Annotated in this window: 14 protein-coding genes, 1 tRNA gene and 1 pseudogene; 12 read left to right on the plus strand and 4 right to left on the minus strand. The window is 65.7% G+C overall.

Features of this window, described 5'->3' with window-relative positions:
* Positions 1-127 precede the first annotated feature (127 nt).
* The 8 genes from der to AC5RW2_RS26095 all read left to right on the plus strand — a co-directional run bounded on the left by der (position 128) and on the right by AC5RW2_RS26095 (position 6146).
* Positions 128-1681, plus strand: a complete 1554-nt coding sequence (gene der / locus AC5RW2_RS26060; protein WP_493950134.1) for a ribosome biogenesis GTPase Der — start codon at positions 128-130, stop codon at positions 1679-1681.
* 126 nt (positions 1682-1807) lie between these two features.
* Positions 1808-1881: transfer RNA gene (locus AC5RW2_RS26065), tRNA-Pro, on the plus strand.
* A gap of 169 nt (positions 1882-2050) precedes the next feature.
* Positions 2051-2776, plus strand: coding sequence for a group I intron-associated PD-(D/E)XK endonuclease (locus AC5RW2_RS26070; RefSeq protein WP_493961774.1), 726 nt, complete (start codon positions 2051-2053; stop codon positions 2774-2776).
* A gap of 335 nt (positions 2777-3111) precedes the next feature.
* On the plus strand, positions 3112-3498 hold the full coding sequence (gene gcvH, locus AC5RW2_RS26075; RefSeq protein ID WP_127514488.1) for a glycine cleavage system protein GcvH: 387 nt from the start codon (positions 3112-3114) through the stop codon (positions 3496-3498).
* 73 nt (positions 3499-3571) lie between these two features.
* A complete protein-coding gene (locus AC5RW2_RS26080) occupies positions 3572-4051 on the plus strand; it encodes an FHA domain-containing protein (RefSeq protein WP_493950136.1) in 480 nt (159 codons plus the stop codon).
* A 9-nt stretch (positions 4052-4060) separates the two neighbouring features.
* Positions 4061-4804 carry a transcriptional regulator FtsR gene (ftsR, locus tag AC5RW2_RS26085; RefSeq protein ID WP_493942932.1) on the plus strand — a complete coding sequence of 248 codons (744 nt, stop codon included), beginning with the start codon at positions 4061-4063 and terminating at the stop codon, positions 4802-4804.
* A gap of 11 nt (positions 4805-4815) precedes the next feature.
* Complete coding sequence (locus AC5RW2_RS26090) at positions 4816-5319, plus strand: bifunctional nuclease family protein (RefSeq protein WP_493940299.1); 504 nt, start codon at positions 4816-4818, stop codon at positions 5317-5319.
* A gap of 230 nt (positions 5320-5549) precedes the next feature.
* Positions 5550-6146, plus strand: coding sequence for a MerR family transcriptional regulator (locus tag AC5RW2_RS26095; RefSeq protein WP_493950137.1), 597 nt, complete (start codon positions 5550-5552; stop codon positions 6144-6146).
* Between the two features lie 106 nt (positions 6147-6252).
* Here AC5RW2_RS26095 and AC5RW2_RS26100 read toward each other — a convergent pair whose 3' ends face one another.
* Positions 6253-7092 carry a ParA family protein gene (locus AC5RW2_RS26100; RefSeq protein ID WP_493962274.1) on the minus strand — a complete coding sequence of 280 codons (840 nt, stop codon included), beginning with the start codon at positions 7090-7092 and terminating at the stop codon, positions 6253-6255.
* Between the two features lie 314 nt (positions 7093-7406).
* On the opposite strand from AC5RW2_RS26100, the gene AC5RW2_RS26105 reads away from it, so the two are divergent.
* Positions 7407-10838 (plus strand): pyruvate carboxylase, encoded by a 3432-nt coding sequence (locus tag AC5RW2_RS26105; RefSeq protein ID WP_493961775.1) that lies wholly within the window; start codon positions 7407-7409, stop codon positions 10836-10838.
* A gap of 85 nt (positions 10839-10923) precedes the next feature.
* On the opposite strand, the gene AC5RW2_RS26110 is transcribed toward AC5RW2_RS26105, so the two are convergent.
* Positions 10924-12732: an AMP-dependent synthetase/ligase gene (locus tag AC5RW2_RS26110; protein ID WP_493961776.1), complete on the minus strand. Its 1809-nt coding sequence runs from the start codon at positions 12730-12732 to the stop codon at positions 10924-10926.
* A gap of 174 nt (positions 12733-12906) precedes the next feature.
* Between AC5RW2_RS26110 and AC5RW2_RS26115 the strand changes: the two genes are divergently transcribed.
* Positions 12907-13866 carry an ROK family glucokinase gene (locus AC5RW2_RS26115; protein WP_493961777.1) on the plus strand — a complete coding sequence of 320 codons (960 nt, stop codon included), beginning with the start codon at positions 12907-12909 and terminating at the stop codon, positions 13864-13866.
* Between the two features lie 26 nt (positions 13867-13892).
* On the opposite strand, the gene AC5RW2_RS26120 is transcribed toward AC5RW2_RS26115, so the two are convergent.
* Together AC5RW2_RS26120 and AC5RW2_RS26125 are read right to left on the minus strand one after the other, a co-directional pair.
* Positions 13893-14363, minus strand: a complete 471-nt coding sequence (locus AC5RW2_RS26120) for a hypothetical protein (protein ID WP_493961778.1) — start codon at positions 14361-14363, stop codon at positions 13893-13895.
* A complete protein-coding gene (locus AC5RW2_RS26125) occupies positions 14350-15138 on the minus strand; it encodes an alpha/beta hydrolase (protein WP_493961779.1) in 789 nt (262 codons plus the stop codon). Before AC5RW2_RS26125 ends, AC5RW2_RS26120 begins: the two co-directional genes overlap by 14 nt.
* A gap of 156 nt (positions 15139-15294) precedes the next feature.
* Here AC5RW2_RS26125 and AC5RW2_RS26130 point away from each other — a divergent pair.
* Positions 15295-15981, plus strand: a pseudogene (locus AC5RW2_RS26130) (lysophospholipid acyltransferase family protein); the annotation flags it as partial.
* A 454-nt stretch (positions 15982-16435) separates the two neighbouring features.
* Positions 16436-17821, plus strand: a complete 1386-nt coding sequence (locus AC5RW2_RS26135; protein WP_493950143.1) for a class II 3-deoxy-7-phosphoheptulonate synthase — start codon at positions 16436-16438, stop codon at positions 17819-17821.
* Positions 17822-17942: the final 121 nt, after the last annotated feature.

Below are 17942 nucleotides of genomic sequence, written 5' to 3' on the forward strand. Positions count from 1 at the left end.
CCGAAGCGATCCGCCGGCAGTTGTCCGGCCATGTCCGGCGCAGCGAGGCGTTCACCGGGCAGCGGCTTCCGGCCACCCCCACCCGCGACGAATAAACGGCTTGCAGCCTACCCAGAAGGAACAGACGATGAGTGAGACCCAGCCCGGACCCTCCCCGGCGGAACGGACGGCCGACGAGGAATACCGTCCGGCGGGCGAAGACCAGATCGCTGAGCACATGCTTGCGCTCGACGATGAGGACGCCGAACTGCGGGCGGCATCGCTGCGCGCCGGCTTGGCGGACTATGAACTGGATGACGAAGACGCCGCACTGCTGGCCGCCGGAGACGAGCCAATCTCCGAGGAAGAACCGCTGCATGTCGCACCGGTGCTGGCCATCGTGGGCCGGCCCAATGTGGGCAAATCGACTTTGGTCAACAGGATCCTGGGCCGGCGCGAGGCCGTGGTCGAGGACACCCCCGGTGTCACCCGCGACCGCGTCTCCTACTCGGCCCACTGGAACGGACGCCCCTTCACGCTGGTGGACACCGGCGGCTGGGAACACGACGCCAGGGGAATCCACGCCCGCGTGGCCGATCAAGCAGAGATCGCAGTGGACATGGCCGACGCCGTTCTGCTGGTGGTTGACGCCAACGTGGGCGCCACGGCCACGGACGAGGCAGTGGTGAAGATGCTGCGCCGGAAGAAGAAGCCGGTCATCCTGGTGGCCAACAAGGTGGACGACATCGCTCAGGAAGCTGAGGCCACCACCTTGTGGGGCCTCGGGTTCGGCGAGCCCTACCCCGTGTCGGCACTGCACGGGCGGGGCGCGGCCGACATGCTCGACGCCGTGATGGACGTGCTGCCAGAATTTTCCGCCTATGGGGGACTGGAGCGCACCGGCGGTCCGCGCAGGGTGGCACTGATCGGCCGCCCGAACGTGGGCAAATCGTCGCTGCTCAACAAGCTGGCGGGCAGCGAGCGGGTGGTGGTCGACTCCATCGCCGGCACCACCCGCGATCCCGTCGACGAAATGATCGAGCTCGGCGGACGCACCTGGCGGTTCGTCGATACAGCCGGCATCCGCCGCCGCGTGCACATGCAGCAGGGCGCCGATTTCTACGCCTCGCTGCGCACGCAGGCCGCGCTCGAAAAGGCGGAGGTCGCCGTCGTGCTGCTGGCCGTGGATGAAGTGCTCAGCGAGCAGGACGTGCGCATCCTGCAATTGGCTATCGATTCAGGCCGGGCGCTGGTGCTCGCCTTCAACAAATGGGACCTGCTGGACGACGACCGCCGCCGGTACCTCGAACGCGAGATCGAACAGGATCTGGCCCACGTGGAGTGGGCTCCTCGGGTGAATATTTCGGCCAAGACCGGCTGGCACAAGGACAGGCTGGTGCCGGCGCTGGACCGTGCGCTCGAGTCTTGGGACAAGCGCATCCCCACCGGGCGCCTCAACGCGTTCCTGGGCGAACTGGTAGCCGCCCATCCGCACCCGGTACGCGGCGGCAAGCAGCCGCGCATCCTGTTCGGCACACAGGCGTCGTCCCGGCCACCCAAGTTCGTGCTGTTCACCACCGGCTTCCTGGATCCGGGCTACCGCCGGTTCATCACCCGCCGGCTGCGCGAAACCTTCGGGTTCGAAGGCACCCCGATCGAAGTCAGCATGCGGGTCCGCGAGAAGCGGGCACGCAAGCGCTGACCTGTCTGTGGCTGCCGGACAACGCGCCGGCAGCCACAGCCTCCCTGCCCGCCCGTGGTCATCGGGCCCGCAAAAATGCTGTACAGTATTTGAGGTGGTTCCGCCGGATGCATGAAGGCGGAACTTCGGGTTGTGGCGCAGCTTGGTAGCGCACCTGACTGGGGGTCAGGGGGTCGCAGGTTCAAATCCTGTCAACCCGACAGAATAAGCCCTGATGGACGGTAAGTCTCATCAGGGCTTTGTCGTATCCAAGAGGTGTTTTTCTTTCCCCACCACCTCCGGCCTGTAGAGACTAGGTGGACGGCACGGGACAATGTGATAGCCCTCGACCGAAAACTGAGTGTCCGAGGTGCGTCGTACAGTTCAAGCATGGCGTGGGAACGAAGCTACACCGACAAGCAGCTCGTCGAAGCGATCAACGCATCGAGTTCTTGGCGTGGAACTTTGCGCGAGCTGGGGCTGGCGGCGACATCCGCCGGGGCAATGCGGTCGGTGCGTTCCCAAGCCAAGCGTATTGGCGTAGATTACAGCCATTTCAAGGGGCAACGTCGTTGGACTGAGGAGCGCCTTCGCAGTGCTGTATCCACTTCGAACTCCTGGACTGAGGTTGTTAGCGATCTGGGGCTTGACGGCGAGTCCTCCATCGCCAGAGTGAAAGGCCACGCTGCAAGGCTCGGCTTGGATGTCGCGCATCTGACGGTTCAGCCAGCTGCGGTAACGGACTTCGGAATTCTGCCACGTACCGAGAATCTTGACCGTGCCGGCCCACTCCTAGCGGCCGCCTGGTTCACATTGTGTGGTCACGACGTCTCCTGGCCGCTCGAGCCCTGCCGCTACGATCTGCTCATTTCTCTTGGCGACAGAATGCGGCGGGTTCAGGTAAAGACGACGACAGTTCCTGTGGGCGACACCTGGAAGGTCTATCTCTCAACCGCTCGCCGTGAACGAAGGACGTACGATCCGGACGAGATCGACGACTTCTTCATCATCGACGGAAGCCATGCGTACTATCTGATCCCGGTCGCCGCAGTCGGCGGCCTTGACGCGATTCACCTCAGACCCTATGACCAGTACCGCGTGGAACGGATACCGTGACGGGTAGAGGTAACGACCACATGATGGTCGTCCGAGTAAAGAGCGTCACGCTCGAGCATGTGGTCGAAGCTCTGTCGCCGCTACATTTCGGATCGAGGCCGCGTGTCGTCGGTTCCTCAAGTTATGCGGGTAAGTGAGCGCCGCTCCTGCGCCCGAAGTATTAGGTTCTGGTTCGATATCTGTCAACTTAACCGAGCAGCGAGCAGGTCCATTCAGTCGGGTCGCCTTTCCCATTAGCTCGTGCAGGGCCTTGTGTGCCTATACTTTCAGCGATGGCGGGGAACTCGGTTCCTTGCTTCAGCAACTGGACGTCCATGGTGCGAGAAAGGCAACCGATGAGCAATATTCCCGCCGACCTGAAGTACACCGCTGAGCATGAGTGGGTCGCTGCCGCAGATGCCGAGGGCACTGTGCGCCTGGGCATCACCGACTTTGCCCAAGACGCCCTCGGCGACGTGGTCTATGTGCAGATGCCGGAAGCCGGCTCCTCCATCACCGCCAACGACGTGGTTGGCGAAGTGGAATCGACCAAGAGCGTCAGCGACATTTACGCCCCGGTGAGCGGCGAAGTCGTGGCCGTCAACGACGCGCTGGAGTCCGACCCGGCACTGATCAACTCCGATCCGTACGGGGAGGGCTGGCTGCTGGAGGTCAAGCTTTCGGATCCGGGGGCACTGGAGACCCTGCTCAGTGCCCCGGAGTATGAACAGCAGGTAGGCTAGAGCTACCGGAACCAATCAACGGCCAGCCGGTCATGGACCGGTTGGCCGCTACATTTTTACGGAGGATCTATTGATGGTGGGCGACGCTCGCAACGCCGCAAACAACGGGAACGGCGACAGCCGGAACCCGGAGGCGAATGCGGAAACCACATCCATCTTTTTGCCGCCGCAGACGCTGATCCACGCAGCCACGCCGAACCTCAGCTCCGAGGAGGAAGCATCAGTGGCAGCGTTGCCGGCAGGGTCGGCGCTGCTGATAGCCCACGGCGGCCCTAATGCCGGTGCCCGGTTCCTGCTGGACCAGGACATCACCACGGCTGGCCGGCATCCGGATGCGGACATCTTCCTGGACGATGTGACGGTCTCCCGCAAACACGTCGAATTCCGCCGGTCCGGCGATGGATTTATGGTCGTGGACTCGGGCAGCCTAAATGGCACCTACGTCAACAACGACCGGGTGGACAGCCTGCAGTTGCGGACCGGCAATGAAGTGCAGATCGGCAAGTTCCGCCTGACCTTCTATGCAGGCACGGCGGCAAAGGGGCAGGGCTAACCGGTGCCGGTGTCCCAGCCAGCGCGGCGCACCCTCGGGTCGTCCCGGGAGGGCTACCGCAGCAGCGTCCTCAATATCGGCGAGGTGTTGCAGCAGCTGACGGACGAGTTCCCGCAGATCAGCGCCTCCAAGATCCGGTTCCTGGAGGAAAAGGGACTGATCAGCCCCCAGCGCACGCCGGCCGGCTACCGGAAATACACCGGGCAAGACGTTGAACGGCTCCGTTTCGTGCTGGCGCTGCAGCGGGACCAGTACCTGCCGCTCAAGGTGATCAAGGACTACCTGGACGCGATCGACCGCGGCGAGCGGCCGGATGCGCTGCCCGGCGGCATGACGTTGGCACCTCGGATGGTCTCGGATCCGCTGGCCGCTGAACTCAATGGCCGCGGCCGGGCACTGACACGAGGGGAACTCCTGCAGGTCAGCGAAGCATCGGCGGAATTAGTGGACGACCTGCTCGCCTACGGACTGATCCACGAGCAGGACTCCCGATTCGACGAGCACGCGCTCAAGGTGGTTCGCGCCTGCATGCAGTTGGGCAGCCACGGAATCGAACCGCGGCACCTCCGGTCCTTCCGGGCCGCGGCGGACCGCGAGGTGGGGCTGGTGGAGCGCGCCGTGGCGCCGTTGGCCTCCCGCCGCGACGTCGCCTCGCGGGCGCGTGCTGCGGAAACCGCCAAGGAAATCAGCGATCTGTGCCTGAATCTGCACACTGCCCTGGTCCATGGGCATTTGGCGCAGATGGAGCGCTGAACGGAGGAGCAATGCTCGAACTAGAGGTAGTCGGAGTCCGCATCGAGCTTCCGTCAAACCAGCCGCTGGTGCTGCTCAAAGAAACCGACGGGGAACGTCATATTCCGATCTGGATAGGCGCTCCGGAAGCCAGCGCGATTGCCTTCGCGCAGCAAGGCATCAAGCCGCCGCGCCCCATGACGCACGACCTGCTGAACGACGTGGTGGAGGCGTTGGGCCGGCGGATCACCGAAGTCCGCCTGGTCACTGTCCAAGACACCGTCTTCTTCGCTGAGCTGGTTTTCGACGGCGGCGCCACAGTCAGTTCCCGTGCCTCGGACGCCATTGCGCTGGCACTACGTGTGCCATGCCCCATCTACTGCGCGGACGAAGTGATGGAGGAAGCAGGGGTCAAAATCGCCGAAGCCTCCGACGATGAGGAATCCGGCGGCGAGGCGCAGGACAACGCGGAAAGCCAACTGCGCCAGTTCCGCGAATTCCTTGCCGATGTCGAGCCCGAGGATTTCGAAAAATAGGCGCTGCGGGGACAGGTTTCCCAGGTTCAAACCGGCCGGGCGACAGGGGCCGGATACGACACGCCGCAGCAAAAATGCCAGCGTCTTTGACCGGGGGCCCCCGCCGTTCTAACGTCGAAGCATACAGTTCCCATTGCACCGCAGGCCAACTCAGGGGAGACTGAAACCAGACCTCTGGGCTGTCTGCGATGCTCACTTCCCCACAGGGAACTTCGACAAGGAGGGTTCACGTGAGTCCTAAAGGTGATGCAGGCGAGATGCCGCACGCTCGAACGACCGGTGCTGCCATACCCGCAAGCGCCCAGGGCCTGCTGTTCACCGAAGACTTGCCCGTGCTTGATGAGGACGCCGGTTACCGCGGCCCCACTGCCTGCAAAGCCGCCGGCATCACCTACCGGCAGTTGGACTACTGGGCACGTACTGGACTGGTGGAACCCGCCGTCCGCGGCGCATCGGGCTCAGGCTCGCAGCGTCTCTACAGCTTCCGGGACATTCTGGTCCTGAAGGTGGTCAAGCGCCTGCTCGACACGGGTGTTTCACTACAGCAAATCCGCACCGCCGTTGAACACCTGCGCGAACGCGGTGTGGAGGACCTGGCCCAGATCACCCTCATGAGCGACGGCGCCAGCGTTTACGAGTGCACCTCCGCCGACGAAGTCATTGACCTTGTCCAGGGCGGTCAGGGCGTCTTTGGCATCGCAGTTGGCCGAGTGTGGCGGGAGGTCGAGGGCAGCCTCGCACAGCTCCCCAGCGAACACGCTGCCGAGCAGCAAGAGTTCCCCGATGACGAACTAAGCCGTCGGCGCGCAGCGCGCAAGATCAGCTGACCTGCTACCACTTAATGACAGCGGGAGGGGCTCCGGTTTCGGAGCCCCTCCCGCTGTTTAAACCTGATCTGGGCGGTTGCCGGCGCGTGGCTGTACAGCCGTCCGGTCAGCTGGGCTGGCGGCGCAGCGCACGGCTGCGCATGCGCCCCGAATCAGTGATGTTCTTGAGCAGATCGTCGAAGAGGGAGGCGGCTTGCCTGGCCGATTCACCCGGCCACTGATGGACAGAATGTGCCGCGCCCTGGATCTGCTGCCAGTTTGCCTGCTCCACGATGGTGGGGGAGAGCAACAGGTCACCGAACATCGTCTTCATTTCCGCTAGCCGGTAATTATGCTCGTTGGAGCTGGGCCGAACGCGGTTGGCCACCACACCCGCGGTTTTGAGGTCCGGCGCGAATTCCTCGCGAAACAGGTCGATCGCCCGCATGGTGCGTTCGGTGCCGGCAACCGAGAAGAGGCTGGGCTCCGCCACCAGCAACACCCGATTGCTGGCAGTCCACGCCATGCGCGTCAGGCCGTTAAGCGACGGCGGGCAGTCGATCAGTACCAGTGAATAGCCATTCACGCGCGAGAGCATGGTGGAAAGCCTGCGCAGGTCCCGGCGGCTCAGGTCGGGGCGGTCGTAGATGCCGGAGTAGGCCGAGCCGACGGCCACATCAAGGACGTTCCGGCCCGATGACGGGGCCTGCTCGGATTCCGCAGCACCTACCCAGCCGCTCGGAGCGACATTCCCGGCCAGATCGGCTTTGCGTGCATTCTTGAGCAGTCGCCCGATGTCGGTCTGGTGGGACGGCTTGACGCCAAGCCCTGTGGTGGCATCAGCGTGCGGATCCAGATCGATGACCAGGGTAGGAATTCCCGCTGCCAGCGCCGCAGAGGCCAGACCCAGCGTGACCGAGGTCTTGCCGACCCCGCCCTTGAGGCTGCTGATGCTCACTACTTGCACGTAAAAACCAAAACCTAACGTATCGAGTCGTGGGGCTTCTGCGCCGGACTTGTCCACGGCACCCTATCCATCATAGGTGGAGCACCGCGGGAGACTGTGCCATCGGCGCGGCCCGGTGGCGTTTCTCTCGGGCGACCGCCGCGGTCCCGTAACATGCCGACCGCGAACAACAACGGGAGGGTGATCTGTGCAACACTGGCTTGCCAGTTCAGCGGAACGTCCGTGAGACTTGGCTCACTGAGTCCGCCGGCTCCGGCGCCGGACGGTCATGTCTCAAATCCTCCGTCCGGACCCGGCAATGATGCAGGAGTGAAATGTTCTCAAAGATCCTGGTAGCCAATCGTGGCGAAATCGCCATCAGGGCTTTCCGCGCGGCCTATGAACTGGGCGCGAAGACCGTGGCCGTGTTCCCCCATGAGGACCGCAACTCGATCCACCGGCAAAAAGCCGACGAAGCGTATCTGATTGGCGAGCCCGGGCACCCGGTGCGGGCGTATCTCGACATCAACGAGATCATTCGGGTAGCCAAGGAGTCCGGCGCGGACGCCATCTACCCTGGCTACGGGTTCTTGTCGGAGAATCCCGATCTGGCACGTGCGGCTGCCGGGGCGGGAATAGCCTTCGTCGGTCCGAAGGCCGAAGTACTGGAGTTGGCCGGGCACAAAGTGCACGCCTTGCAGGCGGCCCGCAAGGCCGGGATTCCTGTGCTGAAGTCCACCGACCCCAGCTCCGATGCGGAGAAACTGCTGGCCGAGGCCGAGGACATCGGCTTCCCGATCTTCGTCAAGGCTGTAGCCGGGGGCGGCGGGCGCGGCATGCGCCGGGTCGATGACCGGAAGGACCTGCCGGAAGCGCTGGCAGCTGCCATGCGCGAAGCCGACACCGCCTTCGGCGACCCTACCGTTTTTCTGGAGCAGGCTGTGCTGCGGCCGCGCCACATCGAAGTGCAGATCCTGGCCGACGGCCAGGGCAACGTCATGCACCTCTTCGAGCGCGATTGCTCGCTCCAGCGCCGGCACCAGAAGGTCATCGAAATTGCCCCCGCACCCAATCTGGACGAGAACATCCGCCAGGCGCTGTACCGGGATGCGGTCAAATTCGCCGAGGCACTCGGCTACACCAATGCGGGTACGGTTGAGTTCCTCGTGGACACCGTGGGCGAACGGGCCGGGCAGCATGTCTTCATTGAGATGAACCCGCGGATCCAAGTGGAGCATACGGTGACGGAGGAGATCACCGACGTCGACTTGGTGCAGTCCCAGATGCGCATTGCCGCCGGTGAGAGCCTGGCGGATCTGGGATTGTCCCAGCAGACCGTGTTCATCAAAGGCGCAGCCATGCAGTCCCGGATCACCACCGAGGATCCGTCCAACGGCTTCCGGCCCGACGTCGGCAAGATCACCGCCTACCGCTCTGCCGGTGGCGCGGGCGTCCGGTTGGACGGCGGAACCATCTACACCGGCGCCGAGATCAGCCCGCACTTCGACTCGATGTTGGTCAAGCTCACCTGCCGTGGCCGGGACTTTGCGACGGCGGCCGTCCGCGCCAAGCGTGCGTTGGCGGAGTTCCGCATCCGCGGCGTCTCCACCAACATCCCGTTCCTGCAGGCTGTGCTGGAGGACCCGGATTTCCTGGCCGGCAACGTGGCCACATCCTTCATTGACGAACGGCCGGAGCTGCTCAAGGCCCGCGTCTCCGCCGACCGCGGCACCAAGCTGTTGACTTGGCTGGCGGATGTCACCGTCAACAAGCCGAACGGGGAGCTTCCGGTGGCCACCGCACCGGTGGAGAAGCTGCCGGAACCGGCGCGGCAGGCGCTCGAGGCGACTGGCGCCCTGACCGCGGTCCCGGCGTCCGGCTCGCGGCAGCGGCTTCAGCAGCTGGGCCCGGAGAAGTTTGCCGCCGAGCTGCGGGCGCAAACTGCCGTGGCGGTTACGGATACCACCTTCCGCGACGCTCACCAGTCGCTGCTGGCCACCCGCGTGCGCACCAAGGACCTGCTTAATGCCGCACCGGCCGTGTCGGCCCTGACCCCGCAGCTGCTTTCGGTAGAGGCGTGGGGCGGAGCGACCTACGACGTGGCACTGCGGTTCCTGGGCGAAGACCCGTGGGAGCGCTTGGCTGCTCTGCGCCAGGCGATGCCGAACATCTGCCTGCAGATGCTGCTGCGCGGCCGGAACACGGTGGGCTACACGCCGTACCCGGAGGAAGTCACTACGGCGTTCGTCCAGGAAGCAGCAGCCACCGGCATCGATATTTTCCGGATTTTCGATGCGCTCAACGATGTCTCGCAGATGGAACCGGCCATCCGCGCGGTGCGGGAAACCGGAACGGCCGTGGCGGAAGTTGCGCTCTGCTACACCGGCGACCTGCTGGACCCCGCTGAGGACCTCTACACGCTGGACTACTACCTCAACCTTGCCGACCGGATTGTCGATGCCGGGGCCCACATACTGGCGATCAAGGATATGGCCGGCCTGTTGCGGCCGGCGGCGGCAGCCAAGCTGGTCTCGGCGCTGCGTGAACGGTTCGATCTCCCGGTGCACCTGCACACCCACGACACAGCCGGCGGGCAGCTGGCCACGCTGCTGGCTGCCGTCGAGGCCGGCGTGGACGCGGTTGACGCTGCCAGCGCCGCGATGGCCGGCACCACCAGCCAGCCGTCAATGTCGGCGCTGGTCGCCGCCCTGGCCCACACCGAACGCGATACCGGCCTGGACCTGGCCGCCGTGGGCTCGCTGGAACCGTACTGGGAAGCGGTCCGCCGCGTCTACGCTCCGTTTGAGTCGGGGTTGCCGGGGCCGACCGGCCGCGTGTATGCCCACGAAATTCCGGGCGGCCAGCTCTCCAACCTGCGGCAGCAAGCCATCGCGCTGGGACTCGGCGAACGGTTCGAGGCGATCGAGGACATGTACTCGGCTGCCGACAAGATCCTGGGCCGGCTGGTCAAGGTGACTCCGTCGTCCAAGGTGGTGGGCGACCTGGCCCTGCAGTTGGTCGGTGCCAACGTTGACCCGGAGGATTTCGCAGCGGATCCGCGGAAGTACGACATTCCGGACTCAGTGATTGGCTTCCTTTCCGGCGAGCTGGGTGATCCGCCCGGCGGCTGGCCCGAGCCGTTCCGCACGAAAGCCCTGGAAGGGCGCAATATCAAGCCCCGCAACGAGGTGCTGTCCGCTGAGGACTCGGCAGCGCTGGCCGCGGACCCGGCCACCCGGCGGGCCACGCTGAACCGGCTGCTCTTTGCCGGACCCACCAAGGAATTCGAGAAGACCCGGGAAAAGTACGGGGATGTCTCCGTCCTGGACACGCTGGACTACCTCTACGGACTGCAGCCGGGGTCCGAACATGTGATCGCGCTCGAGAAGGGCGTCCGCCTGATCGCCATGCTCGGCGCCATCTCCGAGCCGGATGAGAAGGGCATGCGCAGCGTGCACTGCACGCTCAACGGCCAGCAGCGCAACGTGATGGTGCGCGACCGCAGCGTCGAATCAGAGGTCAAGGTCGCGGAAAAGGCCGATCCCGGACAGCCAGGACACGTGGCGGCTCCGTTCGCCGGCGCGGTCACGGTGATCGTCAAGCCGGGGGACACCATCAAGGCCGGCGACACGGTGGCAACCATCGAGGCAATGAAGATGGAAGCCGGTATCACGGCCCCGAGCGGTGGCACCGTGGCGCGGCTGGCGGTCTCCGCCGTCGAACAGGTCCAGGGCGGCGACCTGCTGCTGGTCATCGACCCGGCGTAGCGTCAGGCCGGTCCGCAGAACGGCCAGACAAACAACGGAAGGGCTGCCGCTGTGAAGCGGCAGCCCTTCCGTCGCGCCGGAGTGGTTATTGCCGGACGCTGGTGTAGATCTGCTCCACATACTCATCGAAATCGGCCAGCACCTGCGCCCGCTTGATCTTCAGCGACGGAGTCAGGTGTCCGGACGCTTCGGTGAAGTCGGACGGGATAACCCGGAAGGACTTGATTCCCTCCGCCTGCGAGACCGACTGGTTGGCCTGATCGATCAGCGTCTGGAGGGCGGTTTTCACGGCGTCGTGGTTGGCCGCCTGCTCCATCGTGGTGGTGGCCGGCAGCCCGTGGCGTTCCAGCCAGCCGGGCAGCGCTTCCTCGTCCAGCGTGATGAGTGCGGAGATGAACGGGCGGTTGTCGCCGATCACCACGCATTGGGATACCAGCGCGTCGGCACGGATCTGGTCTTCAAGCAGTGCCGGGACGACGTTCTTGCCGCTGGCCGTCACGATGATTTCCTTCTTCCGGCCGGTGATGCTCAGGAAACCGTCCGCATCCAGTTCGCCGATGTCGCCGGTGCGGAACCAGCCGTCGGTGAACGCCTCCGCGGTGAGATCCGGGCGGTTGTAGTAGCCGCGGAGCACGCAGACGCCCTTGGCGAGGATCTCGCCGTCGTCCGCAATCTTGACGGCATTGCCGGGCAGCGGTGCCCCGACCGAGCCGATCTTGATCATTTGGGGTGTGTTGACGGAGACCGGCGCCGTCGTTTCGGTGAGCCCGTAGCCCTCCAGCACCAGCAGGCCGATGCCGTGGAAAAAATGTCCCAGCCGTTCACCCAGCGGACCGCCGCCGGAGACGGCGTGCTCAACCCGGCCGCCCATGGCTTCGCGGATCTTGTGGTACACCAGCTTGTCGAAGAGCTTGTGCTTGAGCTTGAGGGTCAGCGGTACCTTGCCGGCCGCGTCGGCCCGCGACCAGGCGACGGCAGTGTCCGCGGCGGCGTGGAAGATCTTGCCCTTGCCGCCATCCTCCGCCTTGAGCATGGAGCTGTTGTAGACCTTCTCGAAGACGCGCGGAACGGCCAGGATGAACGTGGGCCGGTAACTCTGCAGATCCGGCAGCAGATTCTTGATGTCCGGGGTATGCGCCACGGTGGCCCCTGCAGCAACGCAGAGCACGGAGATAAACCGCGCGAAGACGTGGGCCAGCGGCAGGAACATGATGGTCTGCGCGCCCTCGTGGGCAACATCCGGCAGGGCTGCGGCGGCGTTCTTGGACAGCTCGACGAAATTTCCGTGGGTCAGCTCGCAGCCCTTGGGCCGTCCGGTGGTGCCGGAGGTGTAGATAATCGTGGCCAGGTCGTCGAGGCCGGCAATGCGGCGGCGTTCCTCCACGTCAGCATCCGGTACATCGTTCCCGGCGGTGCGCAGCGCATCCAGCGATTCTTCGTCCAGCTGCCATACGTGCTTCAGGTCTTCCAAGCCCTCGTCGAGGGCGGCCCGGCGCACCTTGGCCTCGTGCGCGGCGCTTTCGGCGAACACTGCCACCGCGCCTGAATCGCCCAGGATCCAGGCGATCTGGCTGGGGGAGGAGGTCTCATAGATCGGGACCGACACAGCGCCGGCGAACCAGACCGCGAAGTCCACCAGGGACCATTCGTAGCGCGTGCGGGCCATGATGCCCACGCGTTGGCCCGGCTGGACGCCGCTGGAGATAAGCCCCTTGGCCAGCCGTGTCACATCGGCGAGGAAGTCGGTGGCACGGACGTCCTGCCATGCCCCGGACGCATCCTTGCGGGAGAACAAGGCCGGGTTTGATGCCTTCTGCGCCTGCTCAACGACCAGGTCGGCGATGTTGGCATCCCGCGGAACGTCAACCAAGACGGGCACGCTGTATTCGCGCACGTTAGCTCCTCACTACTTCAGCTGTGGCCAGCTCTGCTCAGCCTCCCTGACGGAGGTTGCCTTTAGCCTATAACCTAAATCACAGTGATTACCGGCAGGTAACCCACGAAACGGTAACGGTCCTTCCCGCCCCAGCTGCCCGACACGCGGGCTCGGCTTGCCTACCATGGTGAGGTGGAGAACAGCGGACTGGCCGTGGGGATCGATATCGGCGGCACCAAAGTGGCGGCCGGCGCCGTCGATGGTTCCGGGAACGTGATCGCGGAGCTGGTCCGTCCTACTCCGGGTCACGATCCGCGGGACGTGGAAGATCTTATCGCGGCGCTCGTGCGCGAGGTGGCGTCGGAGCACCCTGTGGTGGCCGTGGGCGTTGGCGCGGCCGGCTGGATGGACCTGGCCGGCGGCACCGTGTTGTTCAGCCCGCACCTGGCCTGGCGGAACGAACCGCTGCGGGACAATCTGGAACGGTTGCTGCGCCGGCCCGTCACTGTAGTCAACGACGCCGATGCCGCCGCCTGGGGTGAATTCCGGTTCGGTGCGGGCAGGGGAGAGCCGCGACTGGTGTGTATCACGCTCGGCACCGGTATCGGCGGCGCCATGGTGATGGATGGCCGGCTGGAGCGGGGCCGCTGGGGAGTTGCGGGGGAATTCGGCCATCAGGTGATCATGCCCGGGGGACACCGCTGCGCGTGCGGAAACCGCGGCTGCTGGGAGCAGTATGCCTCCGGCAATGCCCTGGGCCGCGAGGCGCGGGAACTGGCCGCCGCCAATTCGCCGGTGGCGCAGCGGTGGCTGCAGGCCGCAGGCGGCGTGGTGGAAGACATTACCGGCGCGGTGGTGACGGAGCAGGCCAAGCAGGCCGACCCCGCCAGTGTGCGGCTGCTGGAGGAGACCGGCGAATGGCTGGGGCTGGGGCTGGCCAATCTGGCCGCGGCGTTGGATCCCGGCATGTTTGTGATCGGCGGGGGACTGGGTGAAGCCGGCGATCTGCTGCTGCAGCCGGCCCGCCATGCGCTGGAGCGGAACCTGACCGGCCGCGGGTTCCGGCCGCTGGCGGACGTCCGGCTGGCAGCCCTGGGGCCGCAGGCCGGGATGATCGGGGCCGCAGACCTCGCGCGGGCTGCTGCTGGCTGATCCGGCTGATCCTGCGGCCGGTCGCGTCAGACGCGCGCCCCGTCGTCGTACCCGTCGCGCTCCTTTGGCAGCCGGAAGAGCAGATAGACGGCGGAAGCCACGAAGAGGACCACCATTCCCAGCACCGTCGCGAACGGTGCACCGCGCCACAGCATGGCGGTCAGCAGCAGGCCCAGCGGAGCGCCCACGGCGCCGATCCACGCCAGCACCAGCAGCGGCTCGCCGGCGCCCAGCGGCTCGGGCTCCGGCGGTACGTAGCCCTCGTCCTCATCCGGTTCCTCGACGAAGTAATCCCGCGGCCCGGACGGGCCCTCCGGCGCGGGGACCTCCGGCAGGCGGTGCTCAAAGATAGCGCGCAAACGTTGCGGATCCGTACCGCTGTCCGCGGCCGGCTGGTCCGGCAAGGGGCCGTCCGGGCTCCCGGAGTCGGTTTCTTCCAGCCGGGCTACCAGATCCTGCCAGACGGCGTCGTCCCGGTCCTGATCATGTCCCGGCACGAGTGGCTCCTGTGTGCGTTGGTGACGTGGCCGCGACGGCCTGGATGAATTCCGCCGATCGGCGGTAGATCAGTTCGGCGTCATGGTCCATGGTGGCCACGTGGTAGCTGTCAGCGAGCGGCACCACCTCCAGCCGGGCAGTGCCGATGCGGCGCCGCAGCACCCGCATGGACGATTCCGGCACAATATGGTCCACGGCGGAGCGGAAGACCAGCGTCGGAGCGGTGACCCGGGGCAGGTCTGCCACCACCGTCTTGAAGAGCTGGCCCAGTTGGTGGGCTGCTGCCACCGGGGTGCGGTCGTAGGCGCCCTCGTCGATGCCTGGCATGTTGATGTCATTGCCGATGGCCGGCACCGACTTCAGGACGTACTTCATCAGTCCGCTGAACGGGGCCCGGGGATCGGCGATGGTCAGCCCCGGGTTCACCAGCAGCACGCCGGAGACCGGGCGGTGCGCAGCCAGCCGCAGCGCGAGCGCGCCGCCCATGGACAGGCCGGCAACGAAGACCTGGCTGCGCTCGCGGGCGAGTTCGGCGAAAGCCTGCTCGGCCGCTCCGTACCAGCTTTGCCAGCGTGACGTTCCCAGCTCCTGCCAGGTGGTGCCGTGGCCGGGCAGTAACGGCAGCCGCACCGCGAAGCCGGCAGCGGCCAAGCTCTCCGCCCAGCCCCGCATGCTGCGCGGGGAACCGGTAAAGCCATGCAGCAGCACCACGCCCAAACGGGAATTGGGGCCGTGCCCGGAGCTGGAAAAGGCCCCGTCGAGAGCAGAAGTCATGGCACTATCGTGTCATTATGGGAGCCGTTCGGCCATTGATTGCCGTCCTCTTCCTTGCCCGCGTTGCACGCGGCGCCGCCACACGGACGCCAAGCTGGAGTAGAGTCTCAAACGGAATTGTTATGCGGCCTGCGGCGGCGGAATGGAAAGGCACACGTGTTCTACTGGTTTATGAAGACCATTGTCGTGGGGCCGGTGGTTCGCCTGCTCTTCCGGCCGTGGGTCAAGGGCCTGGACAACATTCCGGATAACGGGCCCGCCGTGCTGGCCAGTAACCACCTTTCCTTCTCCGATTCGATTTTCCTGCCGTTGGCGGTCTCCAGGCCCGTGGTATTCCTGGCCAAGAGCGAATACTTCACCGGCAAGGGCATCAAGGGCAAGCTCACGGCAGCGTTCTTCAAGATGACGAACCAGCTGCCGATGGACCGGTCCGGCGGGGCAGCTTCGGCCACGTCCCTGCTGGCCGGACGGGACGCGCTGCAGGAGGGCGGGCTGCTGGGGATCTACCCGGAAGGCACACGCTCGCCGGACGGCAAGCTGTACCGTGGCAAGACCGGCGTGGCCAAACTGGTGCTGAGCACCGGGGTGCCCGTCATTCCGGTGGCGATGATCGGCACGGACAAAGTCCAGCCGATCGGCCGGCGCCTCCCCAACATCCGCCGGGTGGGCATCATCATGGGCAAGCCGCTGGATTTCTCCCGCTACAAGGGACTGGAAGACGACCGGTTCATCCAGCGCTCGGTCACCGACGAAATCATGTACGAAATCATGCGGCTCTCCGGGCAGGAATACGTCGACTCGTACGCCAGCACGGTCAAGGCGCGGCAATCCGCACGCAAACCGGCCCGAGGCGAAGGCCAGCGCCACACCGCCGTCGGACTGCCCACGGAGCAACCCGAACCGCCGAAGACCAAAGCGCCCGGTACCATTACGGTGATCGGCGCAGCGACCCCTGCCGCCGAGGTGCCCGTCCCTCCCGGGCCAGCGAAGGGGCAGCCCGGACCGACCGGGGCGGCTTCCGGCGACGCTGCCGCCGCCACCACACCTCCCGCCTCTGCAGCCGCAGCACCCTCCGTACCCCCTTCAAGCGCCGCACCAGAGGGCGCAGCCGGGCGGAATGAAGCAGCCGGCGGAACCGCCGCCCAGCAACCCGATACAATCCGGCTCCCGGACGGCGGCACAGCCCGGGAATCAGGTCAAGACCTCCCGCGCTAATCCAGCCGCAATGTGACGGCAAGCTGGCGGAGCATGACTTCCCCACATGAATCCGGGCAGAGCCGCGGTCTACGATTGAGGCGTGACCGATACAACCTACACTGCTTCCGTTCCCGACCAGCTGCCCACGGCGGCGAACTACCCCGGTTTGGATGACTGGCGCGAGCTGCCGGTGGTGCAGCAGCCCAGCTGGCACGACGCCTCGGTCCACGCCTCCGCCGTTGCCGAGCTGAACACTCTGCCGCCGCTGGTCTTCGCCGGTGAAGTCGACGTCCTGCGGGAACGTCTGGCCCAGGCGGCAGATGGCAAGGCCTTCCTGCTCCAGGGCGGGGATTGCGCCGAGACGTTCGGCGCAGCCACTGCTGACAAGATCAGTGCCCGGGTCAAGACCATCCTGCAGATGGCCGTGGTGCTCACTTACGGCGCCTCGCTGCCCGTGATCAAAATGGGCCGGATGGCCGGCCAGTTCGCCAAGCCCCGTTCGTCCAACGACGAGACCCGCGAAGGCGTGACGTTGCCGGCCTACCGCGGCGACATGGTCAACGGGTTCGACTTCACCCCCGAGTCCCGCGCGCACGATGCCAGCCGGATGGTGCAGGCCTATCACACCTCCGCCTCCACGCTGAACCTGATCCGCGCTTTTACCCAGGGCGGATTCGCCGACCTGCGGTTGGTGCACCACTGGAACAAGGGCTTCACCGCCAACCCGGCACATTCCCGCTACGAATCGCTCGCGCGCGAAATCGACCGCGCGGTGAAATTCATGGAAGCCTGCGGAGCCGATTTCGATGCGCTCAAGCGGGTGGAGTTCTTTGCCAGCCATGAAGCGCTGGTGCTGGACTACGAGCGGGCCCTTACGCGCATCGATTCGCGCACCGGTCTGCCTTACAACACCTCGGGGCATTTCCTCTGGATCGGCGAACGCACCCGGCAGTTGGACGGCGCCCACGTGGAATTCCTGTCCAAGGTCCGCAACCCGATCGGGGTCAAGCTGGGACCGACCAGCTCGGCCGACGACGCCCTCCGGCTGATCGACAAGCTGGACCCGGAACGCGAGCCCGGACGGCTGACGTTCATCACCCGGATGGGCGCCGGCAATATCCGCCAGAAGCTGCCGGAACTGGTCAAGCGGGTGACGGACAGCGGCGCCAAGGTGCTGTGGGTGACCGATCCCATGCACGGGAACACCGTCACCTCGCCGAACGGCTACAAGACCCGGAACTTCGACGACGTGATCGACGAAGTCCGCGGCTTCTTCGACGTGCACCACGAACTCGGCACCTTCCCGGGCGGCCTGCACGTGGAAATGACCGGCGACGACGTGGCCGAGTGCCTCGGCGGTGCCGATCCGATCGACCAGAACGCCTTTTTGGACCGTTACGAGTCCGTCTGCGATCCCCGGCTCAACCACATGCAGTCGCTGGAGATGGCGTTCCTGGTGGCCGGAGCACTGTCCCGCCAGCGGTAGCTGCCCCAGCTCCACCAAACAAACAGCAGAAGGCCCGGAACCATCGAACAGGTTCCGGGCCTTCTGGCGTCCTGAAGTGCTGCGGGGTCGCCCGTCCCACCCGGCCAGCGCACCGCCCGGG

The sequence above is a fragment of the Arthrobacter sp. B0316-1-20 genome (genome assembly GCF_059091865.1).